Origin of the sequence: Enterobacteriaceae endosymbiont of Macroplea mutica, assembly GCF_012571345.1 — a bacterium.
Taxonomy (GTDB): Bacteria; Pseudomonadota; Gammaproteobacteria; order Enterobacterales; family Enterobacteriaceae.
This window is the reverse complement of record NZ_CP046218.1, coordinates 398612-419056: the sequence shown is the minus strand read 5'-3', so window position 1 is coordinate 419056 and position 20445 is coordinate 398612. Positions and strand designations below refer to the sequence as shown.

Below are 20445 nucleotides of genomic sequence, written 5' to 3'. Positions count from 1 at the left end.
ATTAAAAATATTATTTTACTAAAATATGAAAGGAATTATTTTGAATAAAAAGTTAAATTTAATATCATTAACATCATTAGTAATAAGTTCTATGTTAGGTGCTGGTATTTTTAGTTTACCACAAAATATGGCTTATGTCGCTAGCCCAATAGCTTTAATAATAGGTTGGCTAATTACTGGTATAGGAATATTATTTTTAGCAACATCCATGTTATTATTACATAAGTTAAAACCTCATTTACAGGGAGGCATTTTTTCTTATGCTAGAGATGGTTTTGGAGAATTAATAGGTTTTTGTTCTGCCTGGGGATATTGGTTATGTGCAGTGATTGCTAATGTTTCTTATTTAGTAATTGTTTTTGCATCTTTAAGTTTTTTTACTGATCATAAACATATAATTTTTGGTAACGGAAATACTTGGCAAGCACTATTAAGTTCATCAATTTTATTATGGTTAATACATATTTTATTATTACAGGGTACACAAACAGCTGCTGTTATTAATTTAATTACAACTATATGCAAACTATTACCTTTAAGTGTTTTTATGATTTTTGCAATTATGTTATTTCGTTATAAAATATTTACTACAGATCTAATCGGTTTAGATTTAGACTTACCAATTATTACACAAATTAAAAATACCATGTTAATTACTTTATGGGTATTTATTGGTGTTGAAGGAGCAATTATATTATCTTCACGTGCAAAAAAACAAGAAGACATACAAAAAGCAACATTACTAGCTATTATAATAGCTTTATGTATATATTTATTAACAACTGTATTATCTTTGGGTATATTACCAAGATTAGCTTTATCTCATATGAGAAATCCTTCTATGGCTGGATTAATGCAATTATTTATTGGTGATATAGGTTATATTTTCATTATATTAGGATTAATTATATCCGTATGTGGAGCTTATTTAAGTTGGACTATTATGGCTGCAGAAGTACCTTTAATAGCAGCACGATATAAAATGTTTCCTCCAATACTTGCCAAACAAAATAAAAAACATATACCCATATATTCATTATGGCTAACAAATCTTAGCATGCAAATATTTTTAATATTAATTTGGTTAACACATATAGATTATAATTATTTACTAACATTAGCATCTGAGATGATATTAATACCATATTTTTTAGTAGGCGCATATTTATTGAAAATATCTTTAAAAGATAAGAATCTTAACATAAAAAATTTTTTTGTCGCCACAGGATCTTGTCTGTATGGTTTATGGTTATTGTATGCTGCTGGAATAACACATTTATTATTATCATTAATCTTATATTTACCAGGATTATTATTAATAATAATAACTAAAATATATTATAGTAATATGCTTATTTTTTCTAAAAAAGAAAAAATATTATTTATAATATTATTTTTAGGATCTATATTTTCTTTAATTTCTTTAGTTATATAAACATTAAATAGTCAATGACTGTTATTTATAACATATAACAGTCAAAATTATTTATTTATAATTTAAAATTTTGAAAATCTTTAATTGTTACAGTAGCATCAATTTGCCCTGTTAAATATGAACTAATTTCAACTTCTTGAGGTGCCATTTGCACATTGTCTGAAATTAACCATGAATTAATCCATGGAATAGGATTTTTAGATATATTAAACGGAGTACCGAACCCAATATTTTTCATTCTAATATTAGTAATATATTCAATATATTGACATAATATATTTTTATTTAATCCAATTATTGAATAATCTTGAAATAAATATTGCGCCCATTCTTGTTCTTGTTTCACAGCATCCAAAAATAAATGATAACATTGTTTTTGGCATTCTTGTGTAATATCTATCATGTCTTTATCTTCTAAACCTTTATGCATGATATTTAAAATATATTGTGTTCCTAATAAATGTAAATATTCATCACGTGCAATTAATCTAATAATTTTAGCATTACCTTCCATTAATTTTTGTTCTGCGAAAGCAAAAGAACATGCAAAACTAACATAAAATCTAATTGCTTCTAAAATATTAATATTCATTAAACATAAATATAATTTTTTCTTTAAATGATATAAATCTACAATAATTTTTTTATTATTTATATAATGTACACCTTGTCCTAACATATGCCAATAGTAAGTTGAATTTATTAATTCATCATAATATTTAATTATATCTTGTGCACGTAAAATAATATTTTTATTTGTTATAATATCTTCAAATATTGATGATGGTTCATTAATAATATTTCTAATAATATATGTATAAGATCTAGAATGTATAGTTTCAAAAAATGACCATGTTTCTATCCACGTTTCTAATTCAGGTATAGAAACTAAAGGTAATAATGCTATATTTGGACTTCTTCCTTGTATAGAATCTAATAATGTTTGATATTTTAAATTACTAATAAATATATGTTTTTCATATGCAGGTAAATTAGCATAATGTATCTTATCATATGAAATATCTACTTCTTCAGGTCTCCAAAAAAAACTTAATTGTTTTTCAATTAATTGTTCAAAAATATAATGTTTTTGTTGATCGTAACGTGCTATATTTACTGTTTGCCCAAAAAACATAGGTTCATTTAATTGATTATTTTTTTTATTAGAAAAAGTGGTATAGCTCATAATTATATCCAAAAAAGTTTAATAATAAAATACTTCTTATATATTACATAATACATGTATCATTAATACAATGATGTTTGTTTTCTAATATAACATCTTTATTTTGTACATCTTTTGCCCCATCTCTAGTATTTTGATAATATAAAGTTTTTATACCTAATTTATAAGCTATCAATATATCTTTTAAAAGTTGTTGCATCGTAATTTTATTATTTTTAAAACGTTTAGGATCATAATTTAAATTAGTTGAAATAGATTGATCAATAAACTTTTGCATTAAACTAATAAGATGCAGATAGCCATAATTATTAGGCATGTCCCAGATTAATTCATATTTATTTTTTAACAAATGGTATTCAGGAACTACTTGTTTATAAGTACCATGTTTAGATGTTTTAATACTAATTAAACCTCTAGGAGGTTCAATACCATTAGTTGCATTAGATATTTGGGAAGAAGTTTCTGATGGCATTAATGCAGTTAATGTGGAATTACGTAAACCATATTTAATAATTTTTTTTCTTAATGCTTCCCATTTATAATGTAATGGTTCTGAATGTAATACATCAACATCTTTCTTATAAGTATCAATTGGTAATATTCCATTAGAATAATTAGTTTCTTTAAATAATGGACATGCTCCTTCTTCTTTAGCTAAATCATTAGATGCACATAATAAATAATATTGTATTGCTTCAAAAGTTTTATGAGTTAAATTATTAGCGCTATTATCAGAGTAACGAACATTATTTTTAGCTAAATAATATGCAAAATTAATGACTCCAATACCTAAAGGTCTGCGTCCTAAAGCTGATTTTTCCGCAGCTTTTATTAAATATTGCTGATAATCTAGTAAATTATTTAAAGCTCTTACTAATAAATTAGATAAATCTTTTAGTTCTTTTAATTGTTTTATTGCTCCTAAATTAAATGCAGCTAATGTACATATACCAATTTCGCCATTAGGATCATTAATATCGTTTAGTATTTTTGTTGGTAAAGTTATTTCTAAACATAAATTAGATTGTTTTATTGGAGATATTGCAGCATTAAATGCAGAATGATTATTACAATGATCTACATTTTGTATATAAATTCTTCCAGTAGCAGTTCTTTCGCGCATCATTAAAGAAAATAAACTAGTTGCATCCACACTTTTTTTTCTAATATCATTATTATTTTCATAGTAATGATATAAAAATGAAAATTTTTCTTGATCTGCAAAAAAAGCTTCATATAATCCAGGTACATCAGAAGGACTAAATAACGTAATATTGATGCCGTTAATTAAACGTTGATATAATAATTTATTAATTTGCACACCATAATCAAGATGTCTAATTCTATTAGCATCTATACCTTTATTATTTTTTAAAACTAGTAAATTATTAATTTCATAATGCCATAATGGATAAAATAATGTTCCTGCGCCTCCTCTAACACCACCTTGTGAACAAGATTTAATAGCTGTTTGAAAATGTTTATAAAATGGTATGCATCCAGTATGAAAAGCTTCACCATTTCTGATAGGACTGCCAACAGCACGAATACGACCAGCATTAATACCTATACCTGCTTTTTGTGAAACATATTTTAAAATAGTACTTGTAGTAGCATTAATAGAATTAATACTATCACCACATTCAATTAAAATACAAGAACTAAATTGTTTAGTTAATGTACGTACGCCAGACATAATAGGAGTAGGCAAAGAAATTTTAAATGTTGAAATAGCATGATAAAAATTTTTAATATATTCCATTCTTATATCAGTATTATATTTAGCAAATAAACATGCAGAAATGAGTATATAAAGAAATTGTGCACTTTCATATATTTTACCTGTAATTCTATTTTGTACTAAATATTTACTTTCTAATTGTTTTACTGCTACATATGTAAATAACATATCACGATCATGTTGAATAATATTATCATCCATATATTGAAATTCTTTTTTAGAAAAACATGTTAATAACATAGGATCATATTTATGTAAATTAACCATATATTTAACATGTTGATATAATTTTGGTGGTAAAAACTTTCCATATGCTTTTTTCCTTAAATTAAAAATATTTAATCTTGCAGCCATATATTGATAATCAGGATTTTTTTTTGTAATAAAATCTGCTGTAATTTTTATTAAAGTTTCTTGTATAATTGCGCTATGCATATTATTATAAAAATGTAAAAAAAATTGTTTTTTAATTTTATCTATAGATATATTTGTTAATTCTGTCATAGCGCGAGATAATGTTATATATATTTTATTCCAATTAAAAATTTCTGGACGATTATTTCTTTTAATTACATATATCTGATTATGCATATTAAATACCTATATAAAATTTATTAAAATAATATTTTTGTTATACACAATATTCAAATATTGATGAATAAAAATATATTTTTATACTGTATTTAAAAATTATTATCTTATTTTAGAGTAACTAATTTTACTGTATTACATATATAATTTATTAATTGTTTACTAATATTAGTATTAAGATATCTGTTCTCATATATAGAAATAAAAAAATATGTATTTTTATTATATAAATAAAATATATATTATAATGTAATTGCAATAATCATATAGTTATATTTTGTTAAAGAAATATATAGCGATTTATAAAATATATTTTTATTAAAAAAATTATTTAATAAATAAAATTTTTATAAATATAGTTTTATTTATTAAAGCTAAAATAGTATTTTCCAAATAAATATTTTTTATAACATATCAAGTAATATTTTATTTGTATGTAAAAAAGGTTTTATTTTTATAAATAAAATAAATAATATACTAAAAATATTTTACATTATCATTTTTTATTTAAATATTTATTAAAATAATTATTGCAAATAAGTTATAACATTATTATTAATAAATTCATACATAATTTATAAAAAATTACTTAAATTATAATTTAAATTTGAAAATAGTATTCAAATTTATCTTTTTATACGAAATAAACATTTTAATTAATTTAATATATTTAAAATAATTTTTTAAAATTATAATTTTGTATTACAAATTAATTTATTATTTTAATACATTTAACATGGATTGTTTTTAATAAGTAAAATTAATGATAACAATTTAATTTTTACTATAATATTGTTCATTTTATTATTCTAATAATTAATATTTAATATTATTTTCATATATAATTAATATATTTATATTTTTAATACATTTAAACGATAATTTCTGTACAGCACTAAAGATATTTTGAATAATTATTTTAAATAAATTTATTAAACATTCTTTATTTAGGAATATATCATAAATTTTAGATCTAGTTATATATAATATATAACTATTATCAGTTATGTTTATATTTCTTAAAATTAGCAGTATAATGAAAATGTACATTATTTTTCACGTACCATAAAAACAGTATACACAAAACAATTTGTGATATTAATATGTAAAATATATTTATTTATAAACTAGAAATTTATTTTTAAAAATTATCTTATATAAAAATGGATTAWTACTATTATATTAGTAGTATAATATATTTATACAGATAATTTTGTATAAAAAAATATTTAATATAAACACATACCAATTATTTATTTTTTAGGACATATATTTTTTTAATAAATATATTAATAATATTGAAATATCCGCAGAAGACACACCAGCAATTCTAGAAGCTTGTCCTATAGTATAAGGTCTATGTATATTAAGTTTTTCAATAGCTTCATTGCATAAACCATTTATATGATTATAATTTATATGAGTAGGTATTAATGTATGTTCATGTTTTTTTTGTTTTTGTATATATGCTTGTTGTCTTTTAATATAACCTTTATATTTTATTTCGGTTTCAATATATTTTATAATATCTATATTTAATGAATGTGGTTTCAAAAGATTTAATTGAATTAAATCATTATAATGAATTTCTGGTCTTTTTAATAAATCTATACAATTTATATTTTTATATAAATTATGTTGTAGTAGTAAATTTAATTTTTTTATTGTATTAATGTCTTTATAAGAAATATAAGTATTTTTTAAAATTTGTTTTTCTTTTTCTATTTGTTCTAATTTATTATTTAAATTTTGCCAGCGTATATTATTTACTAAACCTAATTTATAACCTATTTCGGTTAATCTGATATCCGCATTATCTTCTCTTAAAATTAATCTATGTTCTGCTCTTGAAGTAAACATGCGATATGGTTCTGATACACCTAAAGTACATAAATCATCTATTAATACACCTATATATGCTTGATGTCTAAGAGGATACCAATATTCTTGATTATTATTCAATAATGCAGCATTTATACCAGCTAATAATCCTTGAGATGCTGCTTCTTCATATCCTGTAGTACCATTAATCTGGCCTGCTAAAAATAATCCTTTGATATATTTACTTTCCATAGTAGGTTTTAATCCTCGCGGATCATAAAAATCATACTCTACAGCATAACCTGGACGTGTAATATATGCATTTTCTAAACCATGTATAGAATTAATAATAAGTAATTGTATTTTTAAAGGCAAGCTAGTAGATAACCCATTAGGATATATTTCATTACTATATAATCCTTCTGGTTCTAAAAAAATTTGATGTTGTTGTTTATTTGGAAATTTAATAATTTTATCTTCAATAGAAGGACAATATCTTGGTCCTTGACTAGTAATAATACCATTATACATGGGACTATGAATAATATTATCCGCAATAATTTTATGTGTGTGTTGATTAGTATATGTAATATAACATGGTAATTGTTTTTGGCATGAACCTTTATTGTTTAAAAATGAAAAATATGGTAAAGGCATATCACTTTTTTGTATATCCATATGGGTAAAATCTATATTTTTCGTACTAATGCGTGGAGGTGTTCCTGTTTTTAATCTGTTTTTTTTAAAAGGTAATGTATTTAAAACATCTGCTAATTGAGTAGAAGATCGATCATTCATTCTACCACCTTGAAAAGTATGATGTAAACCTATATATATTTTCCCATTTAAAAAAGTACCATTAGTTAAAATTATTGAATTAGCATAAATATGATCATTATCATTAATAATAATGCCCTGTACTTTATAATTTTTAATAATTATATTTTTAACTTCTTGCTGTATTATAAACAATAATTCTTGTTTTTCTAAATGATGTCTAATAGTACGACGATATAATTCACGATCGGCTTGTGCGCGAGTTGCTTGAACAGCAGGACCCTTGCTTTTATTTAGTATTTTGAAATTAATGCCAGCATAATCAATTGTTATACCCATGATTCCATTAAGTGCATCTATTTCTTTTACTAAATGTCCTTTACCAATACCACCAATAGCAGGATTACAAGACATATGTCCTATAGTATCTATATTTTGTGTTACTAATAATGTTTTTTGTTTCATCTGTGTACTAGCCATAGCAGCTTCAGCACCTGCATGTCCTCCGCCTATAACTATTACATCAAAAGTTGTATAATTAGACATAAATGAGTATTCCACATAAGTATTTGATAACTAATATTAAATAGGATCTACATCAATAATTATTTTAATAAAATTAAAATCTTTTATTGTTTGAGTTACAAATAAAATATTTTGCTTAATTTTTTTTAATGTTATTTTACTAGTGTGTTGCAAAATTATTTTTTTACAAAATATTTTTTTATAACTTTTTTGTAAATTAATGGGTCCAATAATTAACAAATTTGTATCATTTTTTGTAATATATACCAAACGTTTTATCAAGGATAAGATATAATTTGATAAAATATTTTTTTTATATGTTTCAAAAATAATAATAATTTGATAACTATACGGTGGTAATAACATAGTTTTTCTTTCTTGCAAAAGCATTTTTATTAAACAAAAATATTTATTTTTATTAAGCATAATATAAAAAAATATATGTTGATAATAATTTGTCTGTAAAATAACAGTTTTATTAATATTTTTGTTAAAATGATTATTTAAGATATTAAATAAGTATTGGGAAAAATATTCTATAGTACGAAAATGATTGGAAAAAAAAATATAATCAGTATGTAAAAATAATAATAATGTATTATTTGTAAAATAAAAATATCGTTTATATAATATTTTAGACGTGATAATAATCATAGGTTTATTATAAATAACTAATGTATTCTGTTGAATTAAATTATATCTAGTAATACATAATACATATATATTAGGAAATAAATTTTTAAAAAATTCAGTAATTTGTTCTATACCCGAACCTATGGGAACTAAATAATTTGATGTTTGGCAATAAGGACATGTATTAAACATTTTAATAGTATGTTTACAATTTTTACAATATAATTGATATTGTTTTTTATAAAAAATATAGTTATTACAGCATATTGTACATTTAATAGTTTGTTTACATATATTACATAATACTGTTTGTGCATATCCTTTATGAGTACAATATAATATAATTTGTTCTTGTTTTTGAATATGTAAATTAATAATATTTAATAATTTTTTGGAAATGCCATGTTTTGAAATTGTATTTTCAAGATTAATAATATGAACCAAAAAATTATCATAAATATTATTAATTTTATATAAAATCCTGTATTTACCATTATTGATATTATATATAGTTTCTAAACAAAATGTTTTAGAACATAAACAAATAGGAATATTTTCTATTTTAGCTCTGAATATTGCTATATGTTTAAAATTATATTTGCAATTATACATTTGTTTATAAGTATACTCATGTTCTTCTGTAATAATTATTAATCCTAATTGATAAAATTTTATAAAAATAGATGATGGCGTAGCTATTATAATAGCTTGATTACCCTGTTGAATATTATATAATATGTTTTTTTTTTGTTTAGCAGGTAATGTTGAATAAAATAAACATATATTTACATTAAATATTTTTATAAAATATTTATATAAATTAAAAATATATTCTTTTTTAGGGACAATAACTAATATTTGTTTTTTATATAATAAGATATTTTTAATATATGACATATATAATATTATTTCATTAAAATATAATAAACTACTATTTAATGTCCATATATTAAAAGTATAACTTTTTGTATAATGTATGTATTTTTTATTTTGTTCTATAAATATATTATTTTTTTGCATACAATCTAAAGGTATATTAGTTTTATGTAAAAAACACCATCCTTTTTTTTTTAAAGCAAACATAATGCGATTATTTAATCCATAATATATAATTTGATTATACAATATATGTTGTTTTTGTAATAAAATTAGTGCAATTTTTTGTTCATGATTTTTTACTGATTGTATCAGTTCAGAAGTTACAATTTTATGGTTTAATAACCATGCCTTATTATCAGTAATATTATTATCTGTATTTGTAACTATCCAATAATTTAATATTTTAAATAAAATTTTACCAAAAGAATATTGATAATATGAAGAAATTTGTTTTGCTAATTTCCAAATATTTTTATTAAAAAATGATTTTTTGTCTATAACTTGATCAATATATCTTAATTGATTTATATCAATATGAGTATTATTATCATTATGTATTACTATTCCTATATATTTTTTGTTTTTAATAGGTACTACGACTCTACACCCAATATTTACTATAACATCATCAGGTAATAAATAATGATATGGTTTGTATAATTTAACACTATTAAAAACTACTTTAATAATTTTCATAATTTTATTATTTTATTTTAATAATACACTTGTAATTTCAATAATATTTTTGTATATATGATATATTTATATATTAGAAACTTGATATGAAACAAAACATTCATCCTCAATATAATAATATTATTGCACAATGTTCTTGTGGTAATATTATTCATACTAAATCAACTTTAAATAAAAAATTACATTTAGATGTTTGTAACATGTGTCATCCATTTTATACAGGTAAACAAAAAATAATTGATATTAAAGGACGTGTTGAACTATTTAATAGAAGATTTAAGAATCTTACATTTTAGCAAATATAAATATATGTTATTTATATTATGTATTAATTATTTATTATTAACATCATCAATAATGTTATTACTTGTAAGTAATAACATTATTGATGAAAAAAATACATTATGGTGTTACACCTACTAATAAAATTAAATATTCAAATAATTTTTATCTAATTTTAGCCTCTTTATACATAACATGTTTCCTTATTCTAGGATCAAATTTCTTTATATGAATTTTTTTTAAATAATTTTTTTTATTTTTTGTTGTTGTGTAAAAATGTCCGGTACCCGCAGTAGAAGATAATTTGATAATAACTCTAGAACGTTTTGACATAAATTAAGATTTCATCCTTAATATTTTATATATAATAATCTATATATTTAATATAGATTCAATACCTTTTTTATTAATCAGACGTAATCCTTTAGCAGAAATACGTAATTTAATAAATTTATTATATTTTTGAACCCAAAATTTATGATAATGTAAATTAGGGAGAAATTTTCTTTTAGTTGCATTCATAGCATGAGAACGATTATGGCCTTTCATAGTTTTTTTACCTGTTATAAAACATATTCTAGACATATATTATTCCTTTATTAAATCTTTTATAATGTAATTTATGCGAATAAACCAATATATTGCGACACATTGAATATAATTTATATTATTTTTTTTGTACTATACTTACCATAGCCGGTCTTAATAATCTGCCATGTAACATATATCCTTTTTGCATAATTTCTATAACATAATTTTCTTGTATATTATTAGTATTTACAATTGACATGGCTTGATGTTTTAATGGATCAAATGGTACATTAGTTTCATTAATAATCATGACGCCAAATTTACTAATTGTTTTTATAAATAATTTTAATGTTAAAGCTATGCCTTCAATCATTTTAGATGAACAATTATTTTTTTCTAAAATAATAGCTCTTTCTAAAGTATCTATAATAGGTAATAATTCTATAATGATTTTTTCTAATGAAAATTTATATGTTTTTTCCATATCTAAAATAGATCTTTTTTTTATATTATCTATTTCTGCTTGTGCCCTTAATTTATTATGAATATTTTTTTTTTCTAATTCTTGTATTTGATTTTGTAAAAATAATATTTTAAATTGATCTTGCTCATGTTGATTTTTTAATTCTTGTTGTGTTTCATCATTATGATTAGTAGACGATGTTGTTGCTGGTTCTTGTTGTGTTTCATCATTATGATTAGTAGACGATGTTGTTGCTGGTTCTTGTTGTGTTTCATCATTATGATTAGTAGACGATGTTGTTGCTGGTTCTTGTTGTGTTTCATCATTATGATTAGTAGACGATGTTGTTGCTGGTTCTTGTTGTGTTTCATCATTATGATTCATGCTATTTCTGTTACATATTGATGTTATAGAATTCTTAAAAATGGTATGATTTAAATTAATATCTTTCATATTATACTCCAAAAAACATTTACTAAATAGTAATATTACTATAACTATTTTATAGTTATATAAAAATATACGTATTATATTTATAATAATAAATACTTTAACTGTACAATAATATTATTATATATTATACTTATAATATATATTATAATGAATAATATTAGTTTATATAAGTCATATTATTAATATGAATAAAAAAAAAATTATTATTTTGAATAAAAAAATTTACCATAATTTTTTTATTCAAAAAAATATAGAGACTGGTATAATTTTACAAGGTTGGGAAGTAAAATCTTTACGTGCACATCAAATTACTATCAATAATAGTTATGTAAATATTATAAATAATAAAATTTATTTAATTAATACATATATTACTCCTTTAATTACTAGTTGTAATCATAATCAATATATTATTAATCGTAAAAGAGAATTATTATTACACACTAAAGAAATAGAACTCATAAAAAATTACGTAAATAAACAACATTTAACTGTTGTATTAATTAGTTTATATTGGCATAAATCTTTTTGTAAAACTAATGTCGCTCTTGCTAGAGGAAAACATAAAATTGATAAAAGAAACTTATTAAAATATAAAGAATGGAATATTAATAAATTACGTATACAAAAAAAATATATACAAAAATAAAGATATATTATATAATAATCGTTAGGGGCTGATTTATGGATTCGACAAAATTATGAAGCTTGAAGAGCATGTCAAGGAATACAGTAGGCCTTGTAAAAAAACTGTATAATTATAAATGCAAAAAATAACAACTACGCTTTAGCAGCTTAAACACTGTAAAAGTCCTATAGTTTATTATTAGCTCTTTAAAATAAATATATAGGTCATATAATAAAAGAGATCGTATATAGTATGTCTAGTATTATATATTAAAAATATAGACTAAGATATTATATAACTTTGTTCATCAGTTTATAATATTAAATATAATGATGAAACTAAACATGTAGTTTCGGAAAGTATAGTATTTTTGGACGGGGGTTCGAATCCCCCCAGCTCCATAAGAAAAATATTATATGAGTTAAATTTTAAATTAGATAATATTTTTATATGTTTTTAATATTTTTTTTCTTAATCTAATTGATTGAGGTGTAATTTCTATTAATTCATCGTCATTAATAAAATCTATAGCAAATTCCATAGATATTTTTTTGTTAGGTATGAGTGGAATTTTATTGTCTTTGCCTGCAGCTCTCATATTTGTTAGTTTTTTATTATTTGTACAATTAACAATTAAATCATTAATCTTACTATGTATACCAACAATTTGACCTTCATATATTTTATCACCAGGTTTTACAAATAAAATTCCTCTAGATTGTAAACGAGATAATGCAAAAGCAATAGCATATCCTGCACAACAAGAAATAAGTACTCCATGATTTCTTTTATTACTAAAATTATGTTTTTTCTTATCATAATGACTAAAAAGAGAATTCATTATACCAGTACCAGAAGTTATATTTAAAAACTCTGTTCTAAATCCCATTAAAGCTCTACTTGATATAATACTTTCAATTATTACTCTATTATCTGATTTTTTTAAAGTAATATTATTAATAATGGCTCCTTTTATACTAATAAAAGCAATTAATTTACCTTTTATATTTTGTGGTATATCTATAATTAATAATTCAAATGGTTCTACTATATTGCCATTTTTAATATGTTCAATAATTTGTGGTTTTGATACTAATAATTCATAACCTTCTCTACGAATATTTTCTAAAAGAATTAATAATTGCAATATACCTCTTGATGATATATTAATAATATTATTTTGTGCTGTAGTTTTTATATTTAATGCTATATTATATAAACATTCTTGATATATTCTTTTAAATAATTTTATATAAGTTATATGCTTTCCTTCTGTACCAGCTAAAGGTGAATTATTAATATGAAAATACATATTAATTTTTGGAGCATCAATTGTTAATAAAGGTAATGATTCATGATAATTTTTATCACATATAGTATCAAAAATATTAATATTTTCTAAACCTATTCCAGAAATCCCAATAATATTACCTGCAGACATGTGATTAAAATAATATTGTTTTAAACCTATGTTCTGTATTATAGATAATACTTTAATTACTTTTTTTTGTTTTTGTTCTCTTACAACAGAAACAAATTCATTAACTTTTATTATACCTCGTTTAATCAAACCAATACAAATATTACCTAAATACTTATCACGTATTATTTGTGAAATCTGCATTTGTAATGGACCATATATATTAACTTTAGGTACAGGTGTATATTTAATAATTGTTTCATATAATGCATTCATATTATTTTTAATATTATGTAAATCATATCCTGACATACCTTTCATAGCAGATGTATAAATAATTGGGAAATCTAACTGTTGTTCAGTAATATCTAAAGTAATAAATAAATCAAATATTTGTTCTAGCACCCATTTAGATCTATGTGTATTTCTATCAATTTTATTTATAATTATAATAGGTTGTAGTTTATATTCTAAAGCTTTTTTAGTTACAAACGTAGTTTGGGGCATGGGTCCTTCTACAGCATCAACTACTAATAAAAATGCATCAACCATAGATAAAATGCGTTCTACTTCAGAACTTAAATCTGCATGTCCTGGTGTATCAATTATATTGATAGTATAATTATGCCATAATATGGCAGTTTGTTTAGAAATAATAGTTATTCCTTTTTCTTGTTCTAAAACATTCGTATCCATTTTACGTGTTTTATTAGTTTGAAATATGGATTTATGAACATGATCTGAATCAGATTCTTCTAATAATTTATCAATTAATGTAGTTTTACCGTGATCTACATGTGCTAATATAGCTATATTACGTATTTTCTCCATATAATAATCTCAATAAATAGAAGAATATATTTTCTTCAATATAAATAGATATTTTATTTATATTATATATTTTTTTCATAATATGATATTATTCTTATTTTTTAAAATATACATTACAATGTACTTAATATTAATTAAGTAATCAGATTGTTTTTTAAAACATAAAAAGAATTGATGAATTGTTATTAATAATAACAATATAATTGTTTCGTTTATTAGTAATGTAATGATTTATAATGATAATTTTTTAAGARAAAATTTGTAATTTAAAATATAATTATGAAATAAACTAATAATATTAAATTATAATAAATATGTATAAATATCTTTTATGTATAAAAGTTTAAAACGTCTTAAATAGTACATTAATTATAATAAGTTTTATATCATAATATATTATATGGATAAATTAATATTATTTCGGTTTTTAAAATTATATACTAATCTTATGGATAATATCCTTGTAAATTAATATTAGTATTAATTGTTGTTAATTGATGATATAAAAATACTTCTTTTTGATGCACTATTAATTTTAATTTTATATTTTTCATTTTTGTATTATTCATATAATTAGTATTATATATTTTACTATAAATATACTTAATACTACCAAAATTATTTAATAATAATTGGCTAGTTTTTATGCCTATACCTGGTATACCGGGAATATTATCAGTTACATCACCGCATAAAGCTAAAAAATCACTAATTAATCTAGGAGAAACTCCATATTTTTGATATATTTCTTTTGATCCTAAAATATTATAATTGATAGGATTAATTAAATATACTGTGTTAGATACTAATTGTGCTAGATCTTTATCAGCGCTAAAAATATAAATAACATATTTTTTTTTTGTTAATATTGTTGTAATAGTACCAATAATATCATCTGCTTCAATATTATTAATAGATATTACTTTATATCCCATATCTTTAATAATATATTTTAACGGTTTAATTTGCATGAATAAATTATAAGGTATTTTTTGACGTTGCATTTTATATGGGGTAAATATTTTTTTTCTAAATGTTGTACCTGGCGCATCAAAAACAACTATTATGTCATTATTTGGGTAAATATTAATAATTTTTTTAAAAACTTTAATAAAACCACATATAGCACCTGTCGCTTTACCTTTATTATCAAGTAATAAAGGTAAAGCATAATAAGCACGATATAAAACTAAAGTACCATCTATAATGATTTTTTTTTTTAACATCTAAAATAATTTCATAATAAAATAATCATTTAAAAATCTTTTATGATTTTAAAAATTAATGTTAAAAACTATACTCTTTTTACTATTTTTATAATATTGTTAAGACATATTTTATTTTTTGTACAATGATCTAATATATTACTAATATCTACTACTTTGTTTTTAACAATTAATGCAGGTAAATTATTAATATCATAATTTTTAACTGTATTATTTTGTTGTACAAATAAATTTTTTACGATTGTATTATCCCAAGTTGCTTCATAAATATCGTCATTAATACCAGCGTATTTAATAAAAACCTTTTTCATGGTTTCATAATCATAAATAGTATGTGTTTTATGTATACCTTCAAATATAGGTTTCATAACTTTTTGTTCTACACCTAATACTTGTGCCATAATCCAATTATAACCTGATATTAAGCTTAATTCTGAATCAACTAAATTAATATGATATTGTATAATTTTGTATTTATTATTCAATATATTATTATGTTGATTCATAATAAAAAAACGATAACAACGAGGACATAAAAAAGAAAAACATTCTATTATTTCTTTTTTTTGTACAACTCTAGCTTTCTTTAGATATAATTTTTTTGAATGTTTTTTTAACGGTATAGTATGAGTATATTTGGTAGTATTATGTCTATGTTGTATGTGTGCAGCTTGTACTAAATTGGGTATAATCATAACAACAATCATATTTAATAAGAGTATATATTTTTTTATATTCATGATACGTATACTTTCATAAGTTAACTTTTATAAGTTATTGTTAATATTAATTTTCTTGYAAAAAACACTATTTAATTGTTAATACAATTAAAAATAACATGTAAGAATATTATTATTTAATAATATCTCCTTAAATATAGTAAATTATATTATATTTAATAACTATCAATATTATCAAGTTTTTTGTAAAATATGTAAAATATTTTTTATATCTTGCGGTAAATCGCTTTTTATATTTATTTTAAAATTATAAATAGGATGATGAAATTCTAAATAGGATGCATGCAAAGCTTGACGTTGTAAAATCGATTGTATAAATATATTTTTTTCATGATGTTGTTTATATAGAGGATCTCCAATAATACTATGTTTAACATATGATAAATGCACACGAATTTGGTGTGTTCTACCAGTATATAACTGTACTTTTAAATAAGTAAAATGGGTAAAACATTTTTGTACAAAAATTTTGGTAATAGCTTGTATGCCTTGAGGATGTACAAACATTTTAATTTTTTTCTTTATATATTTTTTCTTAATAGGAAAATTAATGATTTGATTAGTATGTATATTACCATATACAATAGCTTTATATATTCTAATAATTTTATGATTTTTTAATAGTTGTTTAAGTAAATAATATGTCATTAAACTCTTTGCTATAATCATCAAACCAGTAGTATCTTTATCTAATCTATGTATAATGCCAGCTCGTGGTATATCTCTTAAAAAACTATATTTATATAATAAAGCATTAAATACTGTATTGTCTACATTGTTATTGCCTGGATGTACTACACAATTAGAATTTTTATTAATAACTAATAAATAACGGTCTTCATAAATAATATTTAATAATATTGGTTGCGATTTCCATATAGTCTTATATTGCTTAATATAAGCATAAATATCAATAATATCACCATGTATAATTTTTTTTTAGGTACATTTACAATACGGTGATTTACTTTTACATAATTATTTAGTATCCAATATTTAATTTGTGTTCTAGAAAAACGTTGTATTTTTTGAGCAATAAAAACATCTATTCTTGTAATAATATCATTTTTATTTACAACAATATGTTCTCGTATAATATTCATATTCATATCTTATTATAATAAATAATATATCATATGTGTATTTATTAATTAAGTAAAAAAATATTACTAAAAATATTATCCTTAACTAATGTAGTTTGCAAGTAATTTTTATTTTAAGTTGTTTTTTTTATAAATCAGATAAAACTTAACATAAAAAATTATGTTAAGTTTTTTAAACTATCAAATAATTTACATAATATTTTTATAAATATACATTATTTATGAAATATTTTATAAACTTTTATAATATATTGTTGTATTTTTCTAAATACATTTGGTATATGTTTTTTATTTTTTGTAGTTAATTGTAATAATAGAGAATGACAATTTTTTATATATTTTTGAAAAATATTAGTATGATTAGCAGAATATTTTATTAAATCATTAGATATTTTTCTATCTCTTAAAAAAATCTTTTTAAAAAAAGAAAACTCTGTAACATATGTTAATTTAAGTATATTTTGTGAAAAATTATATTTTTTATATTTCAAAATCAAATTATTAATACTGATCACATTAAAATATTTTATAGATTGTAATTGGACAATATACATATCGATATCATGATATTGAACTTTTATTAATTGACAACCACTAAGTTTAATTTGCTCTAAAAACCAAGAATAAATTTTTGAAAAACGTCCATGAGTATAAATTAAATATTGTTTTGTTAAAATAGTAACATTAGTATGTAAAATAGGATATAAACCTAATACAGGACCGTAATGTTTTTTAGTAATTTTTTCAATTGAAAAAGTTTTTACAGGAGATAAATCTACAATTATGCATGTCTTGGATAATTTTGGTAAATGTTTTAATATTAGATTTAATGATGTGATAGAAATATTTAAAATAATCATTTCAATATCTATAAAATAATCATAAAAATTATTTTTTTTCCAAAAATATTCATCTAACATTTTGATATTATAACTTGCAGATTTTAATATATTTTTTAATATATGTCCTGTATATAATTCTTTACCAATTATAAGTATTGTTTTACAATTTATATTTAATTTTTTAAAACCTATAATATTTTCATATAAATAAGACTCATAAATTATGTTTTGTAATATTTTTTTAATAAAATTTTGTGATAATTGTAAATTTTGTGCTCTTTTTTTTTTCTTATGTATTAAACTTGCTTCTCTTTCTGGGTAATATATTGGCAAACCATATTTTTTCTTAATTTCACCTACTTGTTTAATTATATTAAAACGTTGTACCAAAACATTGAGTAATTTATTATCTAAAACATCTATTTTATTACGTAATATTTTTAATTGTGTATTTGCAATATTATGATTATTTATATATTTTGTAATCATATTAGACTGTCTTTTTATAATAGAAAACGTAAAGGCATTTGCTTTAATTCATATGCAATTTTATGAAAAATGTTTTCTGTTGTTTTTAAATTAATACATCCATCAGTTATTGAAATACCATATTTTATTTTATTGTGTGAGTTTATTATTTGATTACCTTCCTTTATATAACTTTCTAACATTAATCCAAATATAGATGTATTACCATTTTTTATCTGTGAGATAATGGAATCTACTACTATTTCTTGTTTTTTGTAATCTTTACCAGAATTACCATGACTACAATCTATCATAATTTTAGGTTTTAATCCCATTAATGTTAATTGTTTTTCACATTGTTTTATATCATTACTATAATAGTTAGGTTTAACTCCTCCTCGTAAAATAATATGACAATGTTTATTACCAATAGTTTTTTTAATACAAACACGACCATTTTGATTAATAGTAATAAAATTATGTTCTGTACTAGCTGATTGAATAGAATTAATAGCACTTATAATACTGCCATCAGTGTTATTTTTAAAACCTGTAGGTATATTTAATAATGATATAATTTCTCTGTGTATTTGTGATTCTGTTGTACGTGCACCAATAGCACACCAACTAAATAAATCACTTAAATAATGTGTAATATTTGGATCTAATACTTCTGTAGCAATAGCAATATCTTCATATGCTAATTTTAATAATAATTTTCTAGCTAAATACAATCCATGATTAATATCATATGTTTGGTTAATATATGGATCATTAATTAAACCTTTCCAGCCTGTAGTAGTACGTGGTTTTTCAAAATATACACGCATAACCATATATATTATATCTTTATATTTTAACATAATCTCTTTTAAAGATTGAGCATATATAATAGTTTCTTTAATATTATGTATTGAACAAGGACCACATACAATTAATATTTTAGGGATTTTACCAATTATAATATCATTAATAGTTTGGCGTGAATAAAAAATATCTCTTGATATTTTTGATGTTAAAGGTAATTCTAATTTTAGTTCTTTTGGAGTAATTAGATATTTTTCATTATTGATATTATTTTTTTTAACCATAAAAATAACCTTATAAATATAAAGAGCATAAAAAATAAAAATTTTATATARTATATAAATATTTAAGCAKATTTTAAGAATAA

At 21.1% G+C, this 20445-nt stretch carries 17 protein-coding genes and 1 other RNA gene; 4 read left to right on the top strand and 14 right to left on the bottom strand.

Features of this window, described 5'->3' with window-relative positions; genetic code table 11:
- Positions 1-40 precede the first annotated feature (40 nt).
- Entirely contained in the window at positions 41-1435 is a 1395-nt protein-coding gene (locus GJT87_RS02035) for a basic amino acid/polyamine antiporter (protein WP_168895740.1), read from the top strand.
- A gap of 55 nt (positions 1436-1490) precedes the next feature.
- On the opposite strand, the gene nrdB is transcribed toward GJT87_RS02035, so the two are convergent.
- From nrdB to priA, 4 genes are all read right to left on the bottom strand, one after another.
- On the bottom strand, positions 1491-2621 hold the full coding sequence (gene nrdB / locus GJT87_RS02030; protein WP_168895739.1) for a class Ia ribonucleoside-diphosphate reductase subunit beta: 1131 nt from the start codon (positions 2619-2621) through the stop codon (positions 1491-1493).
- Between the two features lie 43 nt (positions 2622-2664).
- On the bottom strand, positions 2665-4953 hold the full coding sequence (gene nrdA / locus GJT87_RS02025) for a class 1a ribonucleoside-diphosphate reductase subunit alpha (RefSeq protein ID WP_168895738.1): 2289 nt from the start codon (positions 4951-4953) through the stop codon (positions 2665-2667).
- A 1260-nt stretch (positions 4954-6213) separates the two neighbouring features.
- Positions 6214-8097, bottom strand: a complete 1884-nt coding sequence (mnmG, locus tag GJT87_RS02020; protein WP_168895737.1) for a tRNA uridine-5-carboxymethylaminomethyl(34) synthesis enzyme MnmG — start codon at positions 8095-8097, stop codon at positions 6214-6216.
- 36 nt (positions 8098-8133) lie between these two features.
- Positions 8134-10284, bottom strand: coding sequence for a replication restart helicase PriA (gene priA, locus GJT87_RS02015; protein WP_168895736.1), 2151 nt, complete (start codon positions 10282-10284; stop codon positions 8134-8136).
- Positions 10285-10370: 86 nt separating this feature from the next.
- On the opposite strand from priA, the gene rpmE reads away from it, so the two are divergent.
- Positions 10371-10580: a 50S ribosomal protein L31 gene (gene rpmE, locus GJT87_RS02010; protein WP_168895735.1), complete on the top strand. Its 210-nt coding sequence runs from the start codon at positions 10371-10373 to the stop codon at positions 10578-10580.
- Between the two features lie 151 nt (positions 10581-10731).
- Here rpmE and rpmG read toward each other — a convergent pair whose 3' ends face one another.
- The 3 genes from rpmG to grpE form a co-directional block, all read right to left on the bottom strand.
- Positions 10732-10899 carry a 50S ribosomal protein L33 gene (gene rpmG, locus GJT87_RS02005; RefSeq protein WP_168895734.1) on the bottom strand — a complete coding sequence of 56 codons (168 nt, stop codon included), beginning with the start codon at positions 10897-10899 and terminating at the stop codon, positions 10732-10734.
- A gap of 39 nt (positions 10900-10938) precedes the next feature.
- Positions 10939-11151, bottom strand: a complete 213-nt coding sequence (rpmB, locus tag GJT87_RS02000) for a 50S ribosomal protein L28 (protein ID WP_168895733.1) — start codon at positions 11149-11151, stop codon at positions 10939-10941.
- Between the two features lie 82 nt (positions 11152-11233).
- Positions 11234-12013: a nucleotide exchange factor GrpE gene (grpE, locus tag GJT87_RS01995; RefSeq protein WP_168895732.1), complete on the bottom strand. Its 780-nt coding sequence runs from the start codon at positions 12011-12013 to the stop codon at positions 11234-11236.
- 184 nt (positions 12014-12197) lie between these two features.
- Here grpE and smpB point away from each other — a divergent pair, with 184 nt between their 5' ends.
- Both smpB and ssrA read left to right on the top strand, forming a co-directional pair.
- The gene (gene smpB / locus GJT87_RS01990) at positions 12198-12662 is read left to right on the top strand and encodes an SsrA-binding protein SmpB (protein ID WP_168895731.1); all 465 of its coding nucleotides are present in this window, start codon (positions 12198-12200) and stop codon (positions 12660-12662) included.
- Positions 12663-12686: 24 nt separating this feature from the next.
- Positions 12687-13045, top strand: a transfer-messenger RNA (tmRNA) gene (gene ssrA / locus GJT87_RS01985).
- Positions 13046-13074: 29 nt separating this feature from the next.
- Here ssrA and GJT87_RS01980 read toward each other — a convergent pair.
- From GJT87_RS01980 to GJT87_RS01950, 7 genes are all read right to left on the bottom strand, one after another.
- A complete protein-coding gene (locus GJT87_RS01980) occupies positions 13075-14892 on the bottom strand; it encodes a GTP-binding protein (RefSeq protein WP_168895730.1) in 1818 nt (605 codons plus the stop codon).
- A gap of 446 nt (positions 14893-15338) precedes the next feature.
- Entirely contained in the window at positions 15339-16118 is a 780-nt protein-coding gene (locus tag GJT87_RS01975; protein WP_168895729.1) for a 5'-3' exonuclease, read from the bottom strand.
- Between the two features lie 68 nt (positions 16119-16186).
- Positions 16187-16858: a thioredoxin domain-containing protein gene (locus GJT87_RS01970; protein ID WP_168895728.1), complete on the bottom strand. Its 672-nt coding sequence runs from the start codon at positions 16856-16858 to the stop codon at positions 16187-16189.
- A 174-nt stretch (positions 16859-17032) separates the two neighbouring features.
- Entirely contained in the window at positions 17033-17737 is a 705-nt protein-coding gene (locus GJT87_RS01965) for an RluA family pseudouridine synthase (protein WP_246213255.1), read from the bottom strand.
- Positions 17710-17961, bottom strand: coding sequence for a S4 domain-containing protein (locus tag GJT87_RS01960; protein ID WP_168895727.1), 252 nt, complete (start codon positions 17959-17961; stop codon positions 17710-17712). Before GJT87_RS01960 ends, GJT87_RS01965 begins: the two co-directional genes overlap by 28 nt.
- A gap of 215 nt (positions 17962-18176) precedes the next feature.
- Positions 18177-19292: a chorismate mutase gene (locus GJT87_RS01955; RefSeq protein ID WP_168895726.1), complete on the bottom strand. Its 1116-nt coding sequence runs from the start codon at positions 19290-19292 to the stop codon at positions 18177-18179.
- 14 nt (positions 19293-19306) lie between these two features.
- Positions 19307-20362 (bottom strand): 3-deoxy-7-phosphoheptulonate synthase, encoded by a 1056-nt coding sequence (locus GJT87_RS01950; RefSeq protein ID WP_168895725.1) that lies wholly within the window; start codon positions 20360-20362, stop codon positions 19307-19309.
- Positions 20363-20445: the final 83 nt, after the last annotated feature.